This window comes from Anabaena sp. AL93 (assembly GCF_001672085.1).
GTDB lineage: Bacteria > Cyanobacteriota > Cyanobacteriia > Cyanobacteriales > Nostocaceae > Dolichospermum > Dolichospermum heterosporum.
On record NZ_LJOU01000015.1, the window covers coordinates 37,985 to 59,418 of the forward strand.

21 protein-coding genes are annotated in these 21,434 nt (G+C 37.2%); 6 read left to right on the forward strand and 15 right to left on the reverse strand.

What is annotated here, in order from left to right:
* Nucleotides 1–116: 116 nt before the first annotated feature.
* On the reverse strand, nt 117–1,466 hold the full coding sequence (locus AN486_RS05730; protein WP_290599543.1) for a Rieske 2Fe-2S domain-containing protein: 1,350 nt from the start codon (nt 1,464–1,466) through the stop codon (nt 117–119).
* Between the two features lie 127 nt (nt 1,467–1,593).
* On the reverse strand, nt 1,594–2,508 hold the full coding sequence (locus AN486_RS05735; protein WP_290599545.1) for a hypothetical protein: 915 nt from the start codon (nt 2,506–2,508) through the stop codon (nt 1,594–1,596).
* Nucleotides 2,509–3,260: 752 nt separating this feature from the next.
* Between AN486_RS05735 and AN486_RS05740 the strand changes: the two genes are divergently transcribed.
* Entirely contained in the window at nt 3,261–3,959 is a 699-nt protein-coding gene (locus AN486_RS05740; protein WP_053539941.1) for a methyltransferase, read from the forward strand.
* 280 nt (nt 3,960–4,239) lie between these two features.
* Here the strand turns inward: AN486_RS05740 and AN486_RS05745 are convergent, their stop codons facing one another.
* The 3 genes from AN486_RS05745 to AN486_RS05755 form a co-directional block, all read right to left on the reverse strand.
* Nucleotides 4,240–5,154, reverse strand: a complete 915-nt coding sequence (locus tag AN486_RS05745; RefSeq protein ID WP_290599547.1) for a hypothetical protein — start codon at nt 5,152–5,154, stop codon at nt 4,240–4,242.
* Nucleotides 5,155–5,533: 379 nt separating this feature from the next.
* Nucleotides 5,534–6,982: a bifunctional orotidine-5'-phosphate decarboxylase/orotate phosphoribosyltransferase gene (locus tag AN486_RS05750; protein WP_290599549.1), complete on the reverse strand. Its 1,449-nt coding sequence runs from the start codon at nt 6,980–6,982 to the stop codon at nt 5,534–5,536.
* Between the two features lie 103 nt (nt 6,983–7,085).
* Entirely contained in the window at nt 7,086–8,726 is a 1,641-nt protein-coding gene (locus tag AN486_RS05755; protein WP_290599551.1) for a DUF655 domain-containing protein, read from the reverse strand.
* A gap of 142 nt (nt 8,727–8,868) precedes the next feature.
* Here AN486_RS05755 and AN486_RS05760 point away from each other — a divergent pair, with 142 nt between their 5' ends.
* Nucleotides 8,869–10,017 (forward strand): cysteine desulfurase family protein, encoded by a 1,149-nt coding sequence (locus AN486_RS05760; RefSeq protein WP_290599552.1) that lies wholly within the window; start codon nt 8,869–8,871, stop codon nt 10,015–10,017.
* Nucleotides 10,018–10,128: 111 nt separating this feature from the next.
* Here the strand turns inward: AN486_RS05760 and AN486_RS05765 are convergent, their stop codons facing one another.
* Together AN486_RS05765 and AN486_RS05770 are read right to left on the reverse strand one after the other, a co-directional pair.
* Nucleotides 10,129–10,491, reverse strand: a complete 363-nt coding sequence (locus AN486_RS05765; RefSeq protein ID WP_027404063.1) for a phage holin family protein — start codon at nt 10,489–10,491, stop codon at nt 10,129–10,131.
* Between the two features lie 227 nt (nt 10,492–10,718).
* On the reverse strand, nt 10,719–11,006 hold the full coding sequence (locus AN486_RS05770; protein ID WP_039200652.1) for a DUF4090 family protein: 288 nt from the start codon (nt 11,004–11,006) through the stop codon (nt 10,719–10,721).
* A 163-nt stretch (nt 11,007–11,169) separates the two neighbouring features.
* On the opposite strand from AN486_RS05770, the gene AN486_RS05775 reads away from it, so the two are divergent.
* Both AN486_RS05775 and AN486_RS05780 read left to right on the forward strand, forming a co-directional pair.
* A complete protein-coding gene (locus tag AN486_RS05775; protein ID WP_027404065.1) occupies nt 11,170–11,442 on the forward strand; it encodes a hypothetical protein in 273 nt (90 codons plus the stop codon).
* Nucleotides 11,439–11,819 carry a clan AA aspartic protease gene (locus AN486_RS05780; protein WP_053539946.1) on the forward strand — a complete coding sequence of 127 codons (381 nt, stop codon included), beginning with the start codon at nt 11,439–11,441 and terminating at the stop codon, nt 11,817–11,819. The genes AN486_RS05775 and AN486_RS05780 overlap by 4 nt, the downstream gene beginning before the upstream one ends.
* A 49-nt stretch (nt 11,820–11,868) precedes the next feature.
* Here AN486_RS05780 and AN486_RS05785 read toward each other — a convergent pair whose 3' ends face one another.
* Nucleotides 11,869–12,144 carry a DUF2442 domain-containing protein gene (locus tag AN486_RS05785; RefSeq protein WP_290599573.1) on the reverse strand — a complete coding sequence of 92 codons (276 nt, stop codon included), beginning with the start codon at nt 12,142–12,144 and terminating at the stop codon, nt 11,869–11,871.
* 117 nt (nt 12,145–12,261) lie between these two features.
* On the opposite strand from AN486_RS05785, the gene AN486_RS05790 reads away from it, so the two are divergent.
* Nucleotides 12,262–12,525: a hypothetical protein gene (locus tag AN486_RS05790; protein WP_039200648.1), complete on the forward strand. Its 264-nt coding sequence runs from the start codon at nt 12,262–12,264 to the stop codon at nt 12,523–12,525.
* Between the two features lie 275 nt (nt 12,526–12,800).
* Here the strand turns inward: AN486_RS05790 and AN486_RS05795 are convergent, their stop codons facing one another.
* The 5 genes from AN486_RS05795 to AN486_RS05815 all read right to left on the reverse strand — a co-directional run bounded on the left by AN486_RS05795 (nt 12,801) and on the right by AN486_RS05815 (nt 16,486).
* Nucleotides 12,801–13,391 carry a hypothetical protein gene (locus tag AN486_RS05795; protein WP_290599575.1) on the reverse strand — a complete coding sequence of 197 codons (591 nt, stop codon included), beginning with the start codon at nt 13,389–13,391 and terminating at the stop codon, nt 12,801–12,803.
* Between the two features lie 113 nt (nt 13,392–13,504).
* Nucleotides 13,505–14,065, reverse strand: coding sequence for a hypothetical protein (locus tag AN486_RS05800; protein WP_290599576.1), 561 nt, complete (start codon nt 14,063–14,065; stop codon nt 13,505–13,507).
* Between the two features lie 150 nt (nt 14,066–14,215).
* The gene (locus tag AN486_RS05805) at nt 14,216–14,362 is read right to left on the reverse strand and encodes a hypothetical protein (RefSeq protein WP_290599577.1); all 147 of its coding nucleotides are present in this window, start codon (nt 14,360–14,362) and stop codon (nt 14,216–14,218) included.
* 7 nt (nt 14,363–14,369) lie between these two features.
* Nucleotides 14,370–15,683 carry a tetratricopeptide repeat protein gene (locus tag AN486_RS05810; protein WP_290599578.1) on the reverse strand — a complete coding sequence of 438 codons (1,314 nt, stop codon included), beginning with the start codon at nt 15,681–15,683 and terminating at the stop codon, nt 14,370–14,372.
* Nucleotides 15,629–16,486 carry a sigma-70 family RNA polymerase sigma factor gene (locus AN486_RS05815; RefSeq protein WP_290599579.1) on the reverse strand — a complete coding sequence of 286 codons (858 nt, stop codon included), beginning with the start codon at nt 16,484–16,486 and terminating at the stop codon, nt 15,629–15,631. Before AN486_RS05815 ends, AN486_RS05810 begins: the two co-directional genes overlap by 55 nt.
* Nucleotides 16,487–16,826: 340 nt before the next feature.
* Between AN486_RS05815 and AN486_RS05820 the strand changes: the two genes are divergently transcribed.
* Nucleotides 16,827–17,612 carry a Uma2 family endonuclease gene (locus AN486_RS05820; protein ID WP_290599580.1) on the forward strand — a complete coding sequence of 262 codons (786 nt, stop codon included), beginning with the start codon at nt 16,827–16,829 and terminating at the stop codon, nt 17,610–17,612.
* A gap of 18 nt (nt 17,613–17,630) precedes the next feature.
* On the opposite strand, the gene AN486_RS05825 is transcribed toward AN486_RS05820, so the two are convergent.
* Both AN486_RS05825 and ppc read right to left on the reverse strand, forming a co-directional pair.
* A complete protein-coding gene (locus AN486_RS05825) occupies nt 17,631–17,888 on the reverse strand; it encodes a hypothetical protein (RefSeq protein WP_015078792.1) in 258 nt (85 codons plus the stop codon).
* Nucleotides 17,889–17,964: 76 nt separating this feature from the next.
* Entirely contained in the window at nt 17,965–20,973 is a 3,009-nt protein-coding gene (gene ppc / locus AN486_RS05830) for a phosphoenolpyruvate carboxylase (RefSeq protein WP_290599592.1), read from the reverse strand.
* Nucleotides 20,974–21,434: the final 461 nt, after the last annotated feature.

Here is a 21,434-nt window from a genome sequence, read left to right on the forward strand (position 1 = left end):
ATTTTATTGGCAGTGTTGAATTTTTCCACAATAACTTACAAATTTTACAATAATTTACAAATTTTATGGATAGTGATCCAAAAGTAGTGAAAAAGCCACACCTTTTCTATTACTTGTTATTTCTCTGTTGTTATGTATTGACGTACATAATTACGTTCGAGTAGTATTTTCACTTTATGAGCAGCAAAGGCTATGGTTAATGACAAGATAAATAAAGTCACTACAAAAACGCGAGCTTGATAATTTTCTGTAATCATAGCTATAGCGGCAAGAATAATTGCTGTGACAACTAAACTGTGTTTGACTCGATTACTTATCTGATGAGCGCGATTGCAAGAATTACAGATTTGAGTGTGACGGGTGAAGCGATCGCCTATGTCCAATGATTGTAGAATACCATTAAGATTGCTTGTTGCATATCCTTGATAAAACGGCAAATCAGTTCCGTATTTATCTAACCACTTGCGATATTCAATTACCAAGACATCAGAAGTTTTTAATGGCAAAAACAATTCTTTCATACTCTTGCCTAAACGTTCTATTTGCATCTGTTGTTCTCGGATAATTTCCGCATCTCCCTCCAAAAGTATATGACGAAAACAATGCTCAATCCAGACAGGTTGTAGTTTCTTGACCCAAGGAAGCACACTATTATAATTTCTAAGTAAAATCTTACACTTTCCTTTACCTGTTGGTATCGAATATAACTCCGCGCCCGCAAACAAACCTTGTTCTTTCCAAACCGCATATCTCACTAAATTGGGAGCAATAAACTCAAGAACTATCCAAGGTTCATTGGTTTGTTGATTTCTATATCTACCGCGAATTCCTTGAGATGAAACATCAATTACCTCCATTTCTAGAGCTTGTGCGTCTTCTCGCTTAAAACGTTTACCATGATGGTTAATTGGAATATGCGCTGGATCAATAACATTTTCGATAAAATATGATTGGTCATAAGGAAGGTCTAGTAAATAATCGGTTTTTATAAATTTAGGATCGTCTAATTCTGCTAAAACAGGAATCATTTTTTCATCAGCAGCTTGTGCATTTCCAGGCCACATCCAGACAATGCCTTGTTTTTCTGTCACAGCAAAAGATTTTACACAAGCATTATGGGGGATTTTACTCCCTGCTGATAACTGGGGAATATGCACACATTTTCCATTAGCACTAAACTGCCAACCGTGATATAAACATTCTAGTTTGCCATCAACAACTTGTCCTTGAGAAAGTTTAGCTGTTCGATGAGGACAAATATCTTGTAAACAACCAAATTTGCCATGAGCATCTCTGAATAATACTAATGGTTCATCATACAGAGAAAATCCATAAGGCCGCTTCTGAGGTAAATCTCGTACAAAAATAATAGGATACCAGCAATTTCTCCAGTTAAATTCTTGAGATATTTCTGGTCTAGGTAAGGCAGATACCAAAAGTTCTGGATCAGGGGAATCAGTCAGCATTTTTTTTAGAAATTTTTGTTTATTTGTCTTGGTAATTCATTAAACTATCCCCACAGAAAGCTCACAAATTTTGCTATCAATAATCAAAACCAGTGCTACTGTCATGAAAATCAGGTTTTATCAGTAATTAAACCCACTTTAAAGCCTGAGAAATAAAGTCAATATGGGGAGCTTTTTGTGCCATTCCTATCCCTACATGAGTTCCATATATACCTTCGTTAACAACTGAATTTATTGACCAATCAATTGTTTCTCCAATCTTTTTATTAGCACCAAAGGCTATTTCTGTCAGATTTAAACCTCTTTCTAAGTTGTAAGTCATATCTAATAATGCAGCAGTCTCATCTTTACCATCTATGATCAGATGAGTTATGGCATTATCTTCTATTTCTAGATATTTTTCTTGACTTAATTTCACCCTATCTGTAATATATTGTAAGGGCTGCCAATTATAATCTTTTGTTTCTTGAGTTGTAGTCTGGGTTAATATGCCATCAAAATAGAAAGTTCCATCTACAGAAAAGCTGGATTTATTTGCTTTTGTATTCACTACTGAACTTTCCCAGAACTCAGCCACAGAGTAAAACCATCCTGACTCCAGTTCCACATCAGCATTAGCTATTTCTATATTCTCACCTAGAGAGCATTTGAGCTTACTTCCTCTTGAGTCTGATAAATATAGCTCACTTTCACTTTCAGCTATTTTATCATATAAAATATCTCGAATTGCTAATGCTTGTTCAATATCACCTGATAATAGCTGATTAAAAGAATATTGAATTACAGGTAAGCTCCCATCAAATTTTACTGCTGGTAAATGTACTATGGTACTTTGAGAATCATGCCAAAGTTGTTTAAGTTTGTAATAGTAGCTATAATCTGAAAAGATTAAAAAGGCTGTTTGTTTACTCTTAAAGTCATAATCATCAAAAAAAATAGTTTTATATCCTTGCTCCTGGGAGTAAGTATGAATTTCATTACTATCAACAATAATTGGCATCTGTCTTTGCAGAAAAGCTTGATAAAACTCTAAGATGTGCATATTTGTTTAACCGACTCCAAAACTTTATTGTCTTCAAGATATCTTAGCTAAGTAGTGTGAAAACTTAATAAGTTTGGACAACAATTCTAAGAATTGTTGCCCAAGTGCTTAGACTAATTTACCAACTTGTAAATACTTACATTACTTGGTAATGTTCAGCAAATTCTTACCAGTAAATATTGCCCAAATTGCTACGGGTTTCTTTGTTAACTTGTTCAAGTTTACGTTTTTGTGTTTTCTTAGCGTTCATTTTAGTTGCTCCTTAAAATTTGCAATTTTAGCTACTAATTGGCGAGTTGTTTTTTAACTCGTTGATATCACTGTATCAGCATCAATTTGATTTAACAAGATCAATTTCCAAAATGTTTACATTTTTTAATAAATAAAGATGGATCAGGTAATTAAGGTTTAATTTGCAGTTTTTAAGTCAAAAAAACCCTTTATATTACAGTCCGCTTGCACAATACAACTATGCCAATGAATATAAATTGTATTATCCCATTATTCTAACAAGCTCTACTTTGCTTTAACTAATGTTCAGCTTATAAGCATTGATTTTAATGTTTTATTTGTTAATTATCTTCAGCATTTGTGTATGACTATTACTGGTGAATTATTAATAGAATAGGCTGATGATAAAAAGCGTATTAATCATAATATAAATATCCGGTTTTATTCGTGAAATTACTTGGATATGATCAACTCGTAGCCTGCTATCCTAGCAAAGTACCTTTATTAATGTGAGAATACCAATGGCGGATTTAAAAATAACTGCTGGAGAAAACTACAATGATTATGTAGGACCAGCAAAAGAGTACGATTTCATGGGAGCGTCTCAATTTCGGTTGCTTTGTACACTAGGTCTCCGATCTCAGCATAAATTGCTTGATTTTGGCTGTGGTTCGCTCCGTGCAGGTCGGCTTTTTCTACCTTACCTTGATGAAGGTTGTTATTACGGAGTAGAACCCAACAAGTGGTTAATCGAGGATGCTATAAAGTTCCAAGTTGGAGAGGATCTCCTTCGCATCAAGAAACCGTGTTTTAGTTATAACGATAAGTTCTCTTTAGCTGAATTTGAAACCGATTTTGATTTTATCCTCGCACAGTCCGTATTAACTCATACTAGGACTAATTTAGTAGATCTTTGTTTTCAGAACTTTGCTAAACATTTGAAACCTGATGGTCTTATCGTTGCTACTTTTATGGAGGGAGATACCGACATGGAAGGAGATGGTTGGGAATACCCTTTGTGTGTAACAATTCGACCAGCCACAATTAAAAAGTTAGCACAAGATGCCGGACTGGTAGGAATCTCTATCCCCTGGTTTCGTCCCAGACAAACTTGGTATGTTTTTGCGAAAAACCAAGACCGTCTTCCAACTCAGGCTATGTTTCCTTATCTTCATGGTGTTGTCCTATTCGATCCAATGTTTGAGAGATCAAAAGCATAAAAATTGACACAACTTTTACTGGATCTGGGTTTCTGGCTTTATTTTCCAATCCGATAGATGTAATCATTGCTTTAAACTAAAACTCTTATATAGCAAGGGTTACATCATTTCATTTAGGGAAAGTGACAGAAGAGGAGTTATTTGACAGGTTATATAGGATGGCAATTTATAGCGGTATGCACTTGAATGAGATACATCATAAGTCCCCTCCTCGCTTGCGGGGAGGGGGTTGGGGGTGGGGTTCTTGTATTTCACTCAACCAAGAACCGCTATATCGGCATTAAATAATCTTGATGCTTTGAGAAATAAAATCAATATAAGGAGACTTCTGTGCCATACCTATGCCTATGTGCGTTCCATATACTCCTTGATTCATAATGGAGTTTATCTGCCAATTCAGATTTTTTTCAATATTTTTGTTACAGCCAAATCCTATCTCAGTAAAACTCAAGTTACGTTCTAAACCATAATCCATTTCCAGTAATATGGAAGTTTCATCCCTACCATCCAAAATGAGATGAGTTATAGTATTATCTTTGATATGAATATATTTTTCTTGACTTGAATTTACCTTCTTAAGTAAATATGTCAAAGCATCCTGGTGACGTTCTCTCACTTGTGGGTTTGCACAAGCGTGAATTATGCCATCAAAAAAGAAAGTTCCATCTAGTGAAAAACTTGATTTATCACTTTTAATATTGACTATTCCGCTTTCTAGCATTTCCGAAATTGAGTAAAACCATCCTGGTTCTAAATCATCTTCAGTATTTATAACTTCTAAACTTTCTGACAATAAGCACGTTAATTTAGTCCCTCTATGATCAGATAAATATAATTCATCTTCCACTTCAGCAATTTGCTCATAAGTTTTAGCTCTTAACTCTAATACTTCTGTTAAATTACAAGAGAGAAGTTGCTCGAATGAATAAGCGATAATTTGAGGATTTATATCATATCTAACTGCTAGTAGGTGGATAATCGTACTTTTGGAGGTATGAGATAGCTGTATAAGTCGATCATGATAACTATAATCTGAAATTACAGCAAATGCTAATTTTTGACTAGCAAAATCGTAATCATCAAATAAAATAGTTTGATATCCTTGCTCCTGAAAATAATAATTAAGATCAGTGCTATCAACAAGGATAGGAATTTTTTTATTAACTAAGGAATGATGAAAACGTATGGCATTCATTGAGAAATTTGTTCCTGTTTTGATTGGTGATAAAAATTACTAAGCTTTATTTTTAAACATCCAGAGTTTCAGAGGGTGTTTGAAAAGTTTTGAATGTATAGACTGACCCCTCTCCAAACCTCTCCCCTGCAAGGGGAGAGGCTTTAAAACCCCCATTCCCTTGCAGGGAAGGGGGGTAGGGGGGTTAGGTTTTTGGAGATTACCGGTTTGATATAATACTTTTCAAACAACCTCTCAGATAACCGACTGCTTAGAGAAGTCGGGTGTTTTGTTGTTGGGAAATTATTGAAGATTCCCATATCTAACCATTCTAACTACAGTTTACTACAAAATCCTAATTATTGAATTAGTTTTGTATCACTATCTTGAGAATAAATGTCTAATTTATTTCAGATAAGGTTTTAAATTGTTCCTCACTAATACGTCCTGCTGCATATAAAGTTTCTGTAATTTCAGAAATTGTTAAAACTGCGTGTGCTTGATAACCATTTTCTCGCAATCTGTCTTTTACACCTTGCTCATGGTCCATAAATACTACAATATCATTGACATTTAATCCTGCATATTTTAACTTTTCTGCTCCTTCCATTACGCTTTTACCACTGATCAAAATATCATCAACAACGACAACAACTTCTCCAGGATTAAAATTACCTTCTATTACCTTGCGGGTTCCGTGTGCTTTTACTTCTTTGCGGGGAAAAATCATCGGGGAATTTAGATGTAATGATAATCCAGTAGCAGTAGGTAAAGAACCATAAGGAATACCGGCTATTCTATCATAAGTTAGGTCTTTAAGAATCTCTGCATAAGCAATTACTATCTGATGAAATATTTGGGGATTGGAAATGATTTTGCGGAGGTCTATATAATAGGGAAACGTAGCTCCAGAAGCTTGGACAAATTCACCAAACATGATACAACCAATGTCATAAAGTTGTAGAATTAAATCTAAAAGCGGGTGTTTATTTAACAAACAAACATCGGAAAACCAGACGGAACAAGTGGAGTTTTCTTGGGAAATTTCAGTTCTGAGATGATTAATTTCCGCCCTTAAAGATTGCAGTTGTGTAGATAGATTTTCACTTCCTAACATATCTTGAGAAACGGGAAGAAGTAACCCATCACCATTATAATTTAATCCCGCTGATAGCAAGTTTTTAAGATTACCACCTTCAGACCAAATGCTGCGGGCTAAAATTACTCTTTCTGGTGCTTCTTTGCGAATTTTCGCTAAAATATCTGGTTGAATAGTTCCTACTTCTAAACCCAGTTGTTCAGGTGTTCCCCAATTTTTTGCTTCTTTAACTACTTGTAAATAAAAAGGGGATTCCGCTGTAGGGTATTGCTGCAAAATTACTGCACCTGGATTAGAAGTTGTACACAAAATAAAAACGGCTTTATCGGGATAAACTAAAAAGGGTGCTACGTGATCTTGTCCTGCATAAGGACTCAATGTAATCGCATCAATTTGCCATTCTTCAAAAACAGTTTTAGCGAAAATTGTACTAGTATTAAGATCGCTATGTTTGGCATCTAATATAATCGGAATATGGGCAGGAATAGCTTTTAAAGTTTTTTCTAATAATTCCCATCCTGGAATACCTAAAGCTGCGTAAAATCCCAGAGTTGGTTTATAGGCACATACTAAATCACTGGTTTGGGAAATAGTAAATTCTAACCAATTCCACAGACTATCAATCATACTTTTGGGATCTGATTTCTGGGAATATCGTTCAGGGAGCATTTCTGGATTAGGATCTAGTCCTACAAATAGTAAACTCTGATTTTGAGCGATCGCCCCATTCAATTTATCGTAAAATTTCATAAGTTCTCCTAGCAATATTTTAACTTTAAGGCACTTACTAAAATACTAACTCGCTTTCTCTACTATTATATCATTAATGGTAACATGATTATCCGTATATGCGTTAATCTGAGGTAAATGTGGTCATTCCCTCCCATTCTGCCAAGATTTTAGCACTAATTCCCGGTACTTTATCTACATCTTGTAAAGAAGTAAATTTTTGCTGTTGACGGGCTATAATTATCCTTTGGGCTAACTTTTCACCCACACCAGGAAGAGTTTCTAATTCTGCTTGACTTGCTGTATTGAGATTAATTTTAGTGTTAATCGAATTTACAAAAGATGATGGTTGTTTGATTTGGGGACATTTTTTAACTTCCGCATCTATTTTAGATTTAACATTTGCTGGTAAACCGGGTTTTATTTTACCATAAAGGCGGTCAAATTCCCGTTGATAATGTACTGCTACTGTGGGATTTTCAATCACTATTAATGTTTCATCATTGCCATTATTTGCTGCTTCTGACCAATTATGTGAACCTGTAATTACGGTTTGGTTATCAATGACTGCAAATTTATCGTGTAATAAATCTCCCTTGGCTAAAATTGGGACTCCAACGGTAGAAATGGGATTTTTCCAAGGACGGTTATCAACTTCATATTTACAGTTATCACTTAAAGCAAATCCCATCATATCTAACGCTTCACTGTAGGGACGATAAGCAAATTGTGGTTCAATTAAAGCCCGAATTTGGACATTTTGATGATGACGTTCTTCTAGAATATTGGCAAGTTGTTGATCTGAAAATACAAATAATGCTAAATCTACGGTTTTCGTACTTGTAGATAAAGTTTTAGCAATTAACCCATTACTGGAATTACTCCAAGGTTCAGTGGGAGAAATTGGGGAAAAATGAATTGTAATTTTGCTATTCCCTAATGTAATTGTTTGTGGGTTACGAACAGGTTTAGTAACTCCAAATTTACTATCTGGTTTTCCTCCTACTCCGTCACCCCAGATAATATTAAACTCTTCTGTGAGTAGGGTTGCTAATTCAGAACTATCAATTTTTAATAAATTATTGGTATTCCCTAAACTACTAAGATTACTAATATCACCTGACGTATCACTAAAGGTAAAATTGGCAGAAGTAATAATTACAAAACGATGATCAACAATGACAAATTTATGGTGCATTAAACTACTACCCTTTGAACCATCAGCAGTATCATCTATCCAGGGAATCTGGGCATTTTGAACAATAGCTAAACCATCCCGTTGACTAATTTCCTCTGGTGTGATTTGATTATCTTGATTGATATCCACAAATTTCCGAAATTCTTGATATCGTTCTTGTTCTCTTTTTCCTAACTTCGCTATTTCTGCGGAAGTGAAACTACTCCACGGACGAGAATAATTACTTTCTAAAATTAACCTAATCTTTACGCCAGATTTTTGTTTTTGTGCTAATATTTGGGCAACTCTTGGTAAACGCAATTCTTGTACAGCTACATCTACAGTAGATTTAGCTTGGGAAATAGTGTCAACAATCTGCTTTTCTAAATCATCCCCTAACCGGGTTTGCTGACGATAGGTTTCTTGATATTCTGAAGATTGGGAATTATTAAAGTAAACTTGAATTAAAGGATCTTGAGGTAAAGGTGCTAAACGCTGATTTGATGATTGAACCTGTTGACAACCACCTAAAGTGAATAGCAATAAAAAGATATAAGAAAAATAGCGTATTTGTGGGAAAATAAACACAGTAATCTGATAAAAGTAAATTACAGGGATTTTAATGTATTTATATCACACCCTGAATTAATTTCTTCCTTTGCGCCTTTGCGCCTTTGCGTGAAACTCTTACCTAAAAATAGCAATACGTAATTATTATTTATTAATTTTTATGCAAGTATATCTAGATTACAGTGCAACTACTCCAACTCGTCCAGAAGCGATCGCAATTATCCAAACAATCCTAACACAACAGTGGGGTAATCCTTCCAGTTTACATGAATGGGGCAACCGTGCCGCCTTGATTTTAGAAACAGCCAGAATGCAAGTTGCAGGATTAATTAACGCAGTTCCCGAATCTATTATTTTCACGTCTGGGGGAACAGAAGCAGATAATTTAGCAATTATGGGAGTGGCGCGATGTTACACTACTCCCCAACATATGATCATTTCCAGTGTAGAACATTCCGCCATTTCTGAACCGGCGAAAATGTTAGAAAATTGGGGTTGGGAAATTACCCGTTTAGGTGTAAATCATCAAGGAAGAGTCAACCCCGAAGACTTAAAAGCAGCTTTACGACATAACACTGTTTTAGTATCTGTGATTTATGGACAAAGTGAAATAGGAACAGTTCAACCAATTGCTGAATTGGGGAAAATCACGAAAACACACGGCGCTTTATTTCACACAGACGCAGTGCAAGTTGCTGGACGTTTATCGCTAGATGTGCAGACATTACCCGTAGATTTATTGAGTCTATCCAGTCATAAAATCTATGGCGGTTTGGGTGCAGGGGCGTTATATGTGCGTCCTGGAGTGGAATTAATGCCGCTACTGGGTGGGGGTGGACAGGAGAACGGACTGCGTTCAGGGACGCAAGCAGCGCCCGCTATTGCTGGATTTGGAGTAGCTGCGGAGTTAGCAGCACAGGAATTAGAGACGGAAACAGGGAGATTGATCCTATTGCGCGATCGCCTCTTTGCCATTCTAGCAGATGTTCCCGGTTTAATACCCACAGGTGACAAAATTCATCGTTTACCCCATCATCTCAGTTTTTATTTAGAAGCAGCCGACGGGGAAAAAATCAGCGGTAAAACATTAGTAAGACAGTTAAATTTAGCCGGAATTGGTATTAGTGCTGGTGCGGCTTGCAATAGTGGAAAATTAAGCCCTAGTCCCATTTTACTAGCAATGGGATATTCTCAAAAAGCGGCTTTAGGAGGAATTAGATTAACTTTAGGAAAACAGACAACAGCAGCGGATATTGATTGGACTGGGATAGTTGTGAAACAGATTTTGCAGAGATTAATCCCAGATTGATTTTTGGGATTCGTATTGATAATATAACGAATAGGTGATAGTAAGCAATTACCAATCACCAATTACCAATTACCAATCACCAATTACCAATTACCAATTACCAATTACCAATTAAACACCTAATAATTTGTAGATAATGTTATTGACAAGAGTAAGCGCAAAAGCACCTAAAATTGCGCTCCAAATGCCAAAACGTAACCGGAAACCATCTACTAACCAAGCAGCAATACTAAAACAAGCAACAGCAATCATGAAAGTGAAGATACCAGATAATAAGTCAAAGGTGGCTAAATTTGGTATCACAAACAAAAATTTGAGAACTGGCTTCACTAATGCTGTAATAATACCTAAAACTGCGGCAGAAAAAATTGCCTTTTCAGGAGAATCAATTTCCACTCCTAAAGGTAATTTACTAATAATCCACAAACTAACAGCCGTTACTAACCAAACAATTAGCAGCGTCGTAATATCCATTACCAGAACCCCTGAAACGTGAATGTTGATATGACGATAAATTACCTGGTTGACTTGGTTTCTTGATCCAAAAATCTTCGTAGCTTAACCAATTATTTATAAATTAGCAGAATTTCTGACTAGAACTGAAATTTATTCTAGATATCTTTAGGTTTACTATAAACCACCAGATCCCCGACTTCTCTAAGAAGTCGGGGATCTGACTTTTGCACGGAATTCTTTGTCTTTTATTTACCACCGTAGAAAAAAGCAATTTCCTTTTCTTTTAAAGGTGCAAAACCAGCTTCAACCAGCTTTTGATCAAGTTCAGCTTGGGGGATATGTTTAGCACCAATCCGAACAATGCGAGAACGCATGGTATTGGATACACCGCTGCGTTGTCTGCCTGATTCTAAACCCATAACTTGTTCATATAGGTCTAATTTAACTATGGGAATAGGAGAACCATCAAAATCAATTCCCCTTGATATCGCTCTATCAATAGCATCAGCACCCGTGGTATTTTCAGTGGTCATGGTAACGTATTTTCAGAGATGTTGAAATATTTTACCAGGGAATAGGGAACAGGGACGGTTCAGCTAGAATAAATTTTTCCGCTATTTCTGCTATATAATTAACTTATCGCTTGATTAATTTACATTTAAAATAATTAAACAGCATAAAGGAGGTTTAATGATCATGCAGGCTATTTTTTGGACCATAGAAGAAGTTGCTCAAAGGGCTAAACAATTTTACGAAAATGGCATTCGTCAACAAGTGGAATGTGATGATCACATTGGCAAAATGATTGTAATTGATGCGGAAACCGGAGAATACGGAATTGATAAAACTGGTGTAGAAACTGCACTAAAGTTAAAGCAAAAGAAACCAAATGCCAGATTATTTACGATGCGGATTGGTTATGATGTTGCTGTCAGCTTTGGGGGAGCGATTGAGCGTACTGTCAAATGATTTACGGGAGATTGATCGATAGCAAAGCGATTGTGCCAGTAATTTTTCGTTTACCGACACAACGAGATTTTTCTATTAATTTTATTATTGATACTGGATTCAACGACCATCTTACCTTACCACCACAAGCCGTCAGCGCGATGAATCTGCCGTTATATTCCACTACGCTTGCTAGATTAGCCGATGGTAGGGAGACGTTGTTATCTATACATTTAGCAACAATTGTTTGGGACAATCGAGAAAAAGTAGTTCCTATTTTAGCATCTGGTTTTAAACCTTTATTGGGAACGGCTTTGATGGCAGGATATCATCTGGAGATTGATTTTGAAGAGAATGGTTTAGTTTCGTTAGAACAAATCCCACCCTTGATTTCATAGATTCAGGATGAGGGTCGATCTGCTTGCAGCAGTGCTTCACTATCGCACTTTAAGCTGTCTTGGCGATCTCTGCTAGTTTGATTAGTCCTTTAGTTGTCAAATCTTCATCAATGGCGTACCAATGAATACCATAACCAGAGGTCGAAATACGATACATTTTGCGCTCCATATCTGTTGCTTGAGCAAGTCGCTTAGATGCTTGAATAATTGGGATTTGATAAGTTTTTTCATCTACTGATAGAATCATCAACTCTCCATTAAAGTCAATATTTGATATGTTGTATTGCTTATCCATTTTGCCAATTTCTAAATGTTTGCCATTCATCTACTATTTCATCAAAGTTTTGCAAGATGATCTTCTTGACTTCCCGCGTGTCTCGTGATGACATTTGATATTGCTATAGAATTAACTTATTGCTTGATTAATTTACATTAATTTGCTATGGATTCTTCAAACCTACGCACAAAAGTTATTACAGAAATAAATCTTTTCCCAGAAGATAAATTGGCAGAATTATATCACTTTATTCATTATTTTCGATTAGGTGTAGAAATTTCTCAAGTTTCCCCCAACCCAACTATGCAGTTTGCTGGTTGTTGGCATAATATGTCAGATGAAATGTTTGCTGATTTTAATGCAGAAATAAATACACGCCGACAGCAAGCATTTTTAGGGAGAAGAAGTGATGAAGCCAGCCTTGATTGATACTAACATCTTATCGTTTTTCTTCCGTTAATATCAGAGATTTTGGAAAAATAGAAAACTTATAAATTCGAGATTGGAGTAAGTAATATTACAATATTAAGTAGATCGATTTGTGAGGAAACAAGGGAAAGGCTATCAACCACGGACAAAAACGTAGGGTGCGTTAGCGACAGCGTAACGCACCGAAAATCAGTAAATAAACATACATAAGGTGCGTTACATTTCATTAACTACAAGATCAGGCGATCGCACTAGCGGCTCTACAAAAAAAGTTATTATTTTTCTACAACTTCAAACAACCAGATTGATGTTTGGTCTTTTTGTCTAATGAAAGCATTAACCCCAAAAGGATGATTAAGGAGAGATTTATCACTAGGATCTGTCATTTTATCCCAAGTTGATTTTGCTGGCTGATTGCCATTTTGATTAATAACTCCAACATTAATTTTTTTATTCCCTTCAGTATCTAATGAAGTTGAAAACTGTAAATTTCTTTTTTCTTTACCTATTCCACAATCAACTCGATAATTAGAAGCAAAAGAAAAAGTATCACTATTAAATCTTTCAGCGACTAGTCGCAATGAACCGACATCACCGAGAGGCCATTCTAAAGATTTATTATAAACACCTACAGGTTTAAGAATACATTGAGTCTTGTTAGCTATTTCAACGATCCTTTTATAGGTTATGGTCATTGGTATTTCTATACTTTGATTAGGAAGAATTTGCGGTTGTAGATCAGATGAACTAACTTGATTATGGTCTACATAACTTATAGGTGAAGAGTTGGCACGAGTATTAAAACTACCAAAGGCAATAGTTACAGTCAACAACAAAGTAATAAAAACTTTAGCTAGAGATTTCATATCAATTAGATATCCTTAGTTAACTCAAAATGACAAATTTTTCAAAATCAGCAACTAATAAAAAAGAGGCAGGAAAAAACATACCTACCTCTTTTTAGGTCAATTAGATCAAGTTATCTCACTTCATATATCCACTGAACTTTGCCACCTTTATTGCCCATCTGCGCTCTACCAGAGAATTCACCATTTCTCACATTTTTGTCATCAGCATCTGACATGACGTCCCAACATTTTTCTGCAGGACCGTTGCCAGGGCTATTTATGTTACAGAGATTAATTTTTCTTCTTCCTACGGGAGGCCATGAAGCTCCAAGTTGGAAATATTTTCCAGTATTTCCAACTGCATAGTTAGAAGCAAAGACAAAATACCCAGCACCACTCTCTGTCCAATCTCTATATTGAGCCGTTAATGAAGGAACATTACCAAGAGCCCAATTTCCTAGACTATTGTAAGCACCCGCACGGGTAAGAGTATTTCCAGTTTTATTAATTATCACCATTTGGAATTTCTGTGTCGAGGTGACGTTCTGTAAAACTTGATCTACGGTTTGATTAACATCAATTGGAACATTGACGTTAGCGCCCACTTGAGCATGGGCATTGCCAGAAAAACCACCGAAGGCGATGGTTATAGCCAATAGAAAAGCAGCAAAAACTCTAGTTGCAGATTTCATCTTCAAAAATCCTTGATGAGTTGAATTTAATTCCGTGGTTTCTTCCCACACTATTTAGACGTTTTACTCCCCCCATTTGTGAATTTTCCGAGTTACGGACAAATTTTTTCCCAAAAAAACTGGACTAAATCGCCATAACCCTTACCCCTCTTACCTTTTAACCTTCTCCAAAATTCCCTCCACCTCCCCACGCACCGGATACAATAACTGCTGACTCAAAGCCCCTGTATAAGCCCGTCTAGCCCCCGACTTATCCCCCAAGCGAAACATCACCCTCCCTAACCAGTAATCAGCCATGGCTGGGTTAAATAACTTCAATTCCTGACATCCTTGAGCAGCTACTTTTTAAGGCTTCCAGGGCTTCCCGATGTTTACGAGCCAAAATCAACACCTGGCCATGACGCAACCAAGCATCAGCTAACTGGGGTTGTAGTTTTGTTCCCTGTTCGGAAACCTGACAACCCCGTTCAATGTCTGGGAAATTTTCCACCAATACCCGCCCCGCAGTTGTCCACATACTCCAGCATTCAGGAAAGCGCGTTAACATCTCCTCCACTATGGAAGCAAGAATCGTTTTACTCTTCTCTGGATCAGGTGCAAGGGGTAAAATTTCACACAAACCCTGATAAATTTTCCGGTCATGGGGATACAGATAATACGCTTTCCCCATCATTTCTGCCCCTTGCTGGTATTTCCCTGTGTGGAATAAACTCAGCCCATAATAATACCAACCATAAGGATAATCGGGGGATTCTGTGGTAAATTTGGCTAATACCTCCACCCCTTGCGCCCAATCCCCTCGTAGAATGTGATAGTAGGCTAAGGATTTATGGACTTCAACACTATGGGGAATTGTTCCTAGTAAGGAGGTAATCATTTTTTTAGTGATTTTCCCCTCTTCACCGGATACCATTCTCGCCAGCAAACGTTGATCAATTTGTCGTTGTATTACCCGAAAATCATCACCAGCTAGGGCTATAAGGCTGTTAAACCTCTCTTTTGCCGTTTGCATATCCCCCACCACCATCAGGGCATCATAGCTGTAAATCAGGGACATAACATCATCTGGATTAATTGCTAAAACCGGCTCTAGGCTGCGGAGAATACCCAGGGGATTTTCTACATTTTGATATACCTGTGACAAAGCCAGTCGGTGAAATACTTGATCAGGTTCTGAATTTATGGCTAAATTAAAAGCTGTGAGAGCTTTTTCATTGTCACCTTCGCAAACTGCCATCAATCCTTGTATATGATGCTGAGTTCCCGGATTTTCAGACAAAAATAGGGCTGTATCATATACTTGTAAAGCCTCTTTTTTTTGTCCCATTAACTGCAATATTTTCCCCAATTGCAGATGCACATCAAGTAGTTGAGATTCTCGCTCAATTACTTGATTATATTCGATAATGGCTTGTGACCAGTTTCCTGTTTCGTAAAGCAAATCAGCTAATTCTAATCTTTTTTTCCATCCTTGAGGATATTTTTCAATGTACTTGTTTAAAGTGATAATTTTCTGCTGTTGTCTGGCTGATTTTTCCTCTATAAATAACTGAGCATTCATCTTTATACCAGATGAATCTGTGAATTGTACCAATGATGCGGTAAGGCTTCCAGACATATTAAAGTTACTTTATAGTTAATTTCTTGCTGTTGAGTTTTTGTGGGTATTGATGATTCCTCATCATGATTCCATATTTGCTCAGATTCTAATTCTTCTACCATTGGAATCACCGTGTTTAATGGTGAGAGGGAATCAAAAGCAGTGTTATTTTCCCCCGCAAAATACTTCTTTAACTGCTGTTTTAGAATCTTTCGCGCTTTTTGAATACGTTTACGAACGTTCTCTTCAGGAATGGTGAGTTGTTTAGCAATATCTGGATAGGATTTGTTTTGACAACAACGTAAAATCAAAGGATAGCGCAATCTATCAGGTAAAGATGCAATTTTATACTTGAGATATGCCGCCATTTCCAGATTTAAAAGCCAGGATTCAGGAGGTTGTAAATTAGAAGTAAGTATTGGATGATCTGCAAATTGAATGTCGTCAATATTATCAACTTTTGCAACTTCTCGTTGACGTTTTCGATAGACATCAATGCAATAGTTATAAGTAATTTGAGCTAACCACGATTTAGGATGTTCAATGTCATTTGTAGATTGTGTCCATTGAGTCCAAGCTTTAAGCATTACCTGATTGACTACATCTTCTGTATCATGGTAATTACCGTTGAGCCATTTTAAACAACAGTTGTAAAGATAACCTTGATGTAGGTCCCATAATTGCCAAAAATCCTGACAATTATTTGGAGTTTTATCGCCAAATTGGCTTTGTTTTGGCAATATATTTCCGTTTCCCATCTCTGATGACAAAAACAAGAGTTCTTGTTTTGGCTCTACCGACATAGATGAATTACTGTTCATTCTTAACAAGATGAAGGATAATGCACTGTGTACAGTATAATTCAGGTAAGTTCAGGTATCTGTAAATTATTGTTATAATTTGTTCATTGTCATCCTACTTAATCTCAGAAGTTAGGAGTCTTAGAGGGTGTTTGAAAAGTTATGGTTGATGTATCAAATATTTTTTACCCCACCCTAACCCTCCCCTTGTAAAGGGGAGGGAACTGGATTTTTATTGTTTCCCCCCTTTACAAGGGGGGACTAAGGGGGGTAGCAATGTGATGAAAATTACGGAATACCACTTTTCAAACATCCTCTTAAATTCTTAACTACAATAAACCTTATAAAACACGAGGACATCATGACCTTTACCGCAGATCCTCCCTATACACAAACCAGCCTCCCAGATCATACTCAACTACCAGAATCTAACGGACAATTTGTGAAGAATTTTCAGGAACATCCTCAAAGCATTCTACTAACTCAATCTATCATTCCAGTATTACAAAAACTCCACGCTGATGGACAATATGCTATAGGTCAAGATAGCGGTATTTATTGGCGAATAACTGAACCACCAGAACGAGGTGCAGAAGCTCCCGATTGGTTTTATGTTCCTCATGTGCCACCATTATTAGATGGTAAAGTCCGACGTTCCTATGTGCTTTGGCAAGAATTTATTTCTCCATTAATTGCTTTAGAATTTGTATCAGGAAATGGCACAGAAGAAAGAGACAAAACACCTTGGCAGGGGAAACTTTGGATTTATGAACAAGTGATTAAACCTGCCTTTTACGGCATTTATGAAGTTAGTAAAGCCAGCGTGGAAGTATATCATCTCATGGAAGGACAATATCATTTATTGCCACCAAATCAACGAGGTCATTATCCGATTACACCTATGGGCGTAGAATTAGGTATTTGGCAAGGAACATATCAAAATATGGAGTTACCTTGGCTACGTTGGTGGGATTTAGATGGTAATTTGTTACTTGATGGTCATGAAACAGCCGAATATGAACGCCAACGGGCTGAAAATGAACGCCAACAGGCTGAATATGAACGCCAACGGGCTGAAAGTGAAAAAGAAAAAAGCGATCGTCTCATCGCCCAATTACGCGCTTTAGGAGTAGAACCAGAAGTGTAAAAAAACCCATATCTCCAATTACCAATCACTAGATTTACGAGTAATCAACCCACCCACAAATGCCCCTAAAATTGTCCCTGTCCACAGTCCCGCAGTGCTACCTTGCCAACTTGCACCCGGAGTCACTAAAGCACTACACATTTGTTTAAATCCCCAAGCTTGGTTTTGACATTTTTGGCTATGTTGCATTACGGTGATTTGTCCAGCTATTAAAGCAGTAAAAAAACCAGAGGAAAGTGCCAAAAAGGTACAAATAAGAATGCGTTTTTTGATCATATTTTTGTTTCGCGCAAAGGCGCAAAGGAGCAAAGGCGCAAAGGAAGAAATTACGCCTTTTGCTTTTTGGTTTTTATCAGCCTGTATTTCTCATGCCGGCAGCAATTCCGTTGATGGTTAATAATGCTCCTCGGAGTAATTCTCCTTTGCTATAACGAGAGTGAATTACTCCGGTTGTGGGGGCATTTTTTGATTGACGAAGGCGTTTTAATAGGGAAACTTGGATAAATCCTAAAGGCACAATTGTTCCATTTCTTAATTGTACAGAACGTTGCAATACTGGATCACCATCTAATAGTTTTTGGTGTCCAGTGATTTTTAAAACTAAATCTCTGGTCAGAAAGAATTCGCTGGAAATTTGGGCAAAAACTGTCTCAAATCGAGGTTTGTCTTCTGGGTTAGACAATTCATCAACATAGTGACGTGCCATTTCCATGTCTACTTTTGCTAATGTCATTTCGGCTTTAGAAATCACCATTTTAAAGAATGGCCATTTGAGGTAAAAATAGCGAAGTAATTTCAAATGTTGTTCTGGTTCTGCGTCTAAAAATTCTTGTAAGGCTGTGCCAATTCCATACCAAGAAGGTAATAAAAACCGAGTTTGTGTCCAACTAAATACCCAAGGAATCGCTCGCAGACTACTTAAATCTTTTTTACCAGATGGACGACGGGCTGGACGAGAACTAATTTGCAATTGGCTGATTTCTTCAATGGGGGTGACTTGGTGGAAGAAGTCAATGAAATCAGGTTGTTCATAAATTAGGTTACGATAGTGTTGACGCGACGCATGAGATAATTCTTCCATGATCTCATTCCAAGGTTCAATGTCATCAAACCCTGTTCCTAGTAAACTGGCTTGAATTACGGCTGTGGTGATAGTTTCTAGGTGATACAAAGCCAAATCTAACAAGGAATATTTAGAAGCTAAGACTTCCCCTTGTTCGGTAATTTTAATCCTGCCACTAATACTATGACCTGGTTGGGCTAAAATCGCTTCATGAGCAGGACCGCCACCACGTCCCACAGAACCGCCTCGTCCGTGGAAAATCCGCAGATTTACACCGTAACTTTCGGCGATTTTCTGAAGTGATTTTTGAGCTTTATGAATTTCCCAGTTACTGCTTAAAAAACCAGAATCTTTATTACTATCGGAATAGCCCAACATTACTTCTTGTAAGTTAGGATTTAGAGTAGAAATAGATGGAGGTGCTTGTTTTTCACTGTTATTAATTGCGGCGTAGCCACCAGCCAGCATTGCCCGATATAAAGGCAGTTCAAACAGTTCCCGCATTACGCCTCTAGAACGTTGTAAATCTTCTACTGTTTCAAATAGAGGAACGATACGAATTGTCCCCACTGCAACTACAGGATCAAATAAACTCGATTCTTTGGCTAAGAGTAAAACTTCTAGTACGTCGCTAACTTCGCGGCACATACTAATAATATAAGTTTGACAGATTTTAATGCCAAATTCTTGTTGTAGCGATCGCAAAATTCGGAAGGTTTCAATCACATCATTGGTTTTTTCCGAAAATGGTAATTCAGCGGGAATCAATGGCCGACGAGTTTGCAATTCTGAAGTTAACCAAGCGATTCTTTGTGCTTCTGATAATTCGTTGTAGGACTGGGGTAACAGTTGCAAATATTCGAGAATCTCATTGATAGCATCAGCATGACGGGATGATTCTTGACGAATATCTAATTGAGTCAGATTAAAGTCAAATATTTCCACTTGACAAATCAGATTTTCCAATTCTCGACAACTTAAACCTGTTTCTGTTAAATTGCGTTGAATTAACAACAATTCTGTTAAAAATTCCGCACCCGTTCGGTACATAGGTGCATCTTCATTGTTTGGCGTTTCCCGATTATATAAAGCCAAATTGCGATCGCGGGTATTTTCCAACCGCTTGAGAATGTAAGATAACTTCAGACGATAAGGTTCTTGGCGGAAACGCAATGCTAAATCATCATACACCCCACTTAACTGTGATTGATCCAACTCCAAAGACTCTAGCAAATCTGGTAGTACATCACTCCAGTGCATAGATACACTCAATAAAGACACTAACTCTTTAACTGACTTAATATACCGCTCTAACACCATTTTTCGTTGATAACAAGCGGTTTTCCAAGTTACTTCCGGTGTCACCGAAGGATTACCATCTCGGTCTGAACCTACCCAAGAACCAAAAGAGCAAAAATTTGTCGTTGGTGGTTGTAACCAGGGAAAAGTTTCGCCCAAAGAATATTTGAAGCGTTTGTATAGTTGCGTAATACCATCAAACAACACTTCTTGAAAGTAGTGAAGAGCATAATCTACTTCATCCAAAACCGTTGGTTTAAACTGATGTAACTCATCAGTGCGCCACCACAGGCGAATTTCTTCCAGTAATCTTTCCTTGACTTCCAAAGTTTCCCAAGGATAGCTACCAGCGCGATTTTGGGCTTCATCTAATTTTTGCAAAAGATGAACCACCTGACGCTGTTTATCCCGGATAGTATGACGGACAATTTCCGTCGGGTGTGCAGTGAAAACTAAGCGGATATCCAGTTGAGAAATTAGACGTTGAATTTGTTGGGGTGGAACATTCAACTTAAATAACAGGGGAAATAAAGCCGCGAAAGTCCCTTTTTGCGGAGTTTCCGATGTCATTAAATCACTACCTATTTCCTTAGTAATAGGCAATTCTTCTTCTCTTTGGTTCGTAGAATAAATTATACTGGGAAAAACCTCCTCATCAGTTTCTCCACTATAGCGGTTTAATTGCTGCTTTTGCTCATATTCCTGCTCAATAATATTAATCAACTGAAAATACAACGCAAAGGCACGCGCCGCACGAATCGCTTCATTGATATTCAATTGTTCAATTAATTCTACAGCCGAGGCAGCTAAGTCATTCGTGGCTTGTCCCTCTGGAGAACATAAGTCCCGCAATTGGCGCAAAAGATCCACCATTTCTTGACCGCATTCTTGACGCAGCACCGACTCCCACAATTCCTCTACTACCTGTAGACGATGACGTAAGAATAATTCTGAGTGTAGCACTGGAAAATCAATATGTTCAGCTTTCATACTTTTCATCATACTCTTAAGATACTCAAAACATCTAACCTACCTTTTTGAGCATCCAATATCAAGCTGTTAGCTTTTCTTTAGGAGCTACTCACAGGTGACTTATCTTCCTTTTAACTGCTTTTGATTCATTTTCAGTAGAGAAGAGGCAAGTAAAATAAACCGCTTCACCAAATTCCTACTAGATTATTTTAGGATAAAGTTCGCTTTCACTCAATAGCTAACAGGAGAAAAGCTATAGCAGAAGTCAGGAGTTAGGCTTCACCTAATCTGGGACACTTTTCTGAATTTTTAATTTCACCCTGCGGTACTGGCTTATATACTCAAAATGGTTGGGACATAGACTTTATATAGGGCTTGCTGAATAAAGCTAAAACCATTTATTAACAAAGGGTTTCGCGGATTTTTACCACAAAAAAGTGCCAGGTTTTGGCTAATGGTGTCTCAAAATAGGTGCATTTTTCTTTCTC